This is a genomic window from Halorubrum tibetense (assembly GCF_042661865.1).
GTDB classification, from domain to species: domain Archaea; phylum Halobacteriota; class Halobacteria; order Halobacteriales; family Haloferacaceae; genus Halorubrum; species Halorubrum tibetense.
Map to the genome: position 1 here is coordinate 1 of NZ_JBHSWW010000369.1, position 1,990 is coordinate 1,990.

General features: G+C 70.0%; 2 protein-coding genes. Both read right to left on the reverse strand.

Features of this window, described 5'->3' with window-relative positions:
- Positions 1 to 375 (reverse strand): DUF7097 family protein (locus ACFQEU_RS15130; protein ID WP_379783497.1); only part of this gene is annotated, 375 nt, incomplete at its 3' end.
- 55 nt (positions 376 to 430) lie between these two features.
- Positions 431 to 1,777, reverse strand: a complete 1,347-nt coding sequence (locus tag ACFQEU_RS15135) for an alkaline phosphatase family protein (protein WP_379783499.1) — start codon at positions 1,775 to 1,777, stop codon at positions 431 to 433.
- Between the last annotated feature and the right edge of the window lie 213 nt (positions 1,778 to 1,990).

A 1,990-nucleotide genomic window follows, 5' to 3' on the forward strand; every position in this document is an offset into this window, starting at 1 on the left:
CGCCCGGTCGGCCGCCCCTCCTTCGTCGGTTGGGCGTGCCGCCCCGCCGTCTCCCGCGCCCCCGTAGGACAGGTGGTGTTCCTCGACGAGCGGTCGAACGTCCTCGCCGGCCAGTCGGACCTCCTCCAGTCCGCAACGCGCGCACTCGCGGCCGTCGGTCGTTGATCGGTACTGTGGACACGCGCGCCAGCGACCCACTTCGCCGACGTGACAGGCGTAGTCGTCCGCGCGTCTCGCGGCCGCGAACTCGGGGTCGTCGCCGGCGCGGGTCAGCGCGAACCGACACCGACCGTCGTCGGTGAGGTGGTCACAGATCCCGGCGACCGCGTACGGGTCGTCGACCCCGACGGGCGTGCCCTCGGGCGTCCGTTCCATACCCGTCGGTACGGGCGGTCGGACTTGAACCCGCGGGCGACGGCTCGCCCGGGTCTCAGACGAGGCTCGCGCCGTCGCAGTCGGTCCGTGCGAACTCGATGTCGAGCAGCGTCAGCAGGGTCGGCACGACGTCGAGCAGGTCGGCGTCCTCGACGGCCGCGGCAGGGTGGTCGACGAACAGGCCCGCGTTCTCGAACGTATGCATGCCTGACCGGGGGCCGTCCGGGTCGAAGACGCGCTCGCGCGGGCGGAACCCGCCTTTCAGGTCGAACCCCGCGTTCGGGATCGCGACGAGATCCGGCGCGATCTCGTCGTGGTCGCCCCGGAAGGCCGTCTCGCGCTCGACGACGCGGTCGACGACCGGCCGACCGTTCGGTCCTTCCCACGCCTCCAACGCCTCGGTCAACTCGGCGCGGACCGCGTCGTACTCGGCGTCGGGGACCGCCCCGTCCGGCTCGCGGCCCTCCAAGTTGAGGTAGAAGCGGCCCGAGTCCAGCGAGTAGGCTCTGGCGTCGGCACCGATATCGCTAAGCGAGTCGTGGTCGTCGGTCGCGTACGAGAGCCACCCCTCGCGTTCGAGCCACTCGTTGCAGTACACGTCGTGTTGGAGCCGAGTGAACCCGTGCGTGGAGGCGACGACGAGCCGTACGTCGTCGGGGAGCGCCTCCCGGATCCGTCCGATATGGGAGTCCAGCGTCGCGTAGAACTCGACGAACTCGTCGGCGTACGGGCCGCCGTCGAGGTGGTCGTCCCACAGGAAGTGGTTCACCCGGTCCGGGCTGGTGAACGCGCCGACGAACAGGTCCCAGTCGTCGCGCTCGACGTAGCGGTCGAACAGCGCCGCCCGGCCGTCGAGCACCGACCGTGCGTGCTCGATGAACGGGGTCTTGTCCGCCTTGTGGCCGAGCTTGGCGTTGACGCTCAGCGTGTAGTCACTCTCCGCGAGGTACGAGCGGAGCTCCTCGGGGTGTGCCGCGCTGTCGACGTCCGGCGAGAGATACCCCGACACGGTTCGCTGGAGGGTCCGCTGTGGCGGGAAGGTGACGGGAACGTTGAGGACGGTCGCGTCCTTTCCCGCGGCGGTAACGCGGTCCCACACCCGCGTCGACTGGACGTCGCGACCCATCGGGACGTACGTGTCGTAACTCCCGATCTCGCGGTCTTGGAAACCGTACACGCCGGTCTCGCCGGGGTTGACGCCGCTGGTGAGGACCGGCCAGCAAGCGCTCGAGTCCGGCGGGACGATGCTGTCGATCGCGCCGGCGTCGCCGGCCTTGGAGATCGCCGAGAGGGTCGGAAACGTCTCCGGGTTGTCGGCGACGAGATCGAACGGCAGGCCGTCGATCCCGAGGAACGCCACGCGCGGGGTGTCGGCCCCGCGCAACCGGTCGAAGAGGCCCATAGGGGTACATCGGCACTGGGGTGGAAAAGCGTTGACATCGACCCACCGCACATCCGACCCGTGTCCGTCCCTCGCCATACACAAGTATCACCACCGAGTACAGCGGGTATGACCCAGGAATCGGCGTGTGTGTTACACGCCGACCCCGACGACGCGTTCGCCGCGGCCCTCGCCGACGCGCTCCGACGCGCCCCCGGCCGGATCGCGGTCGAC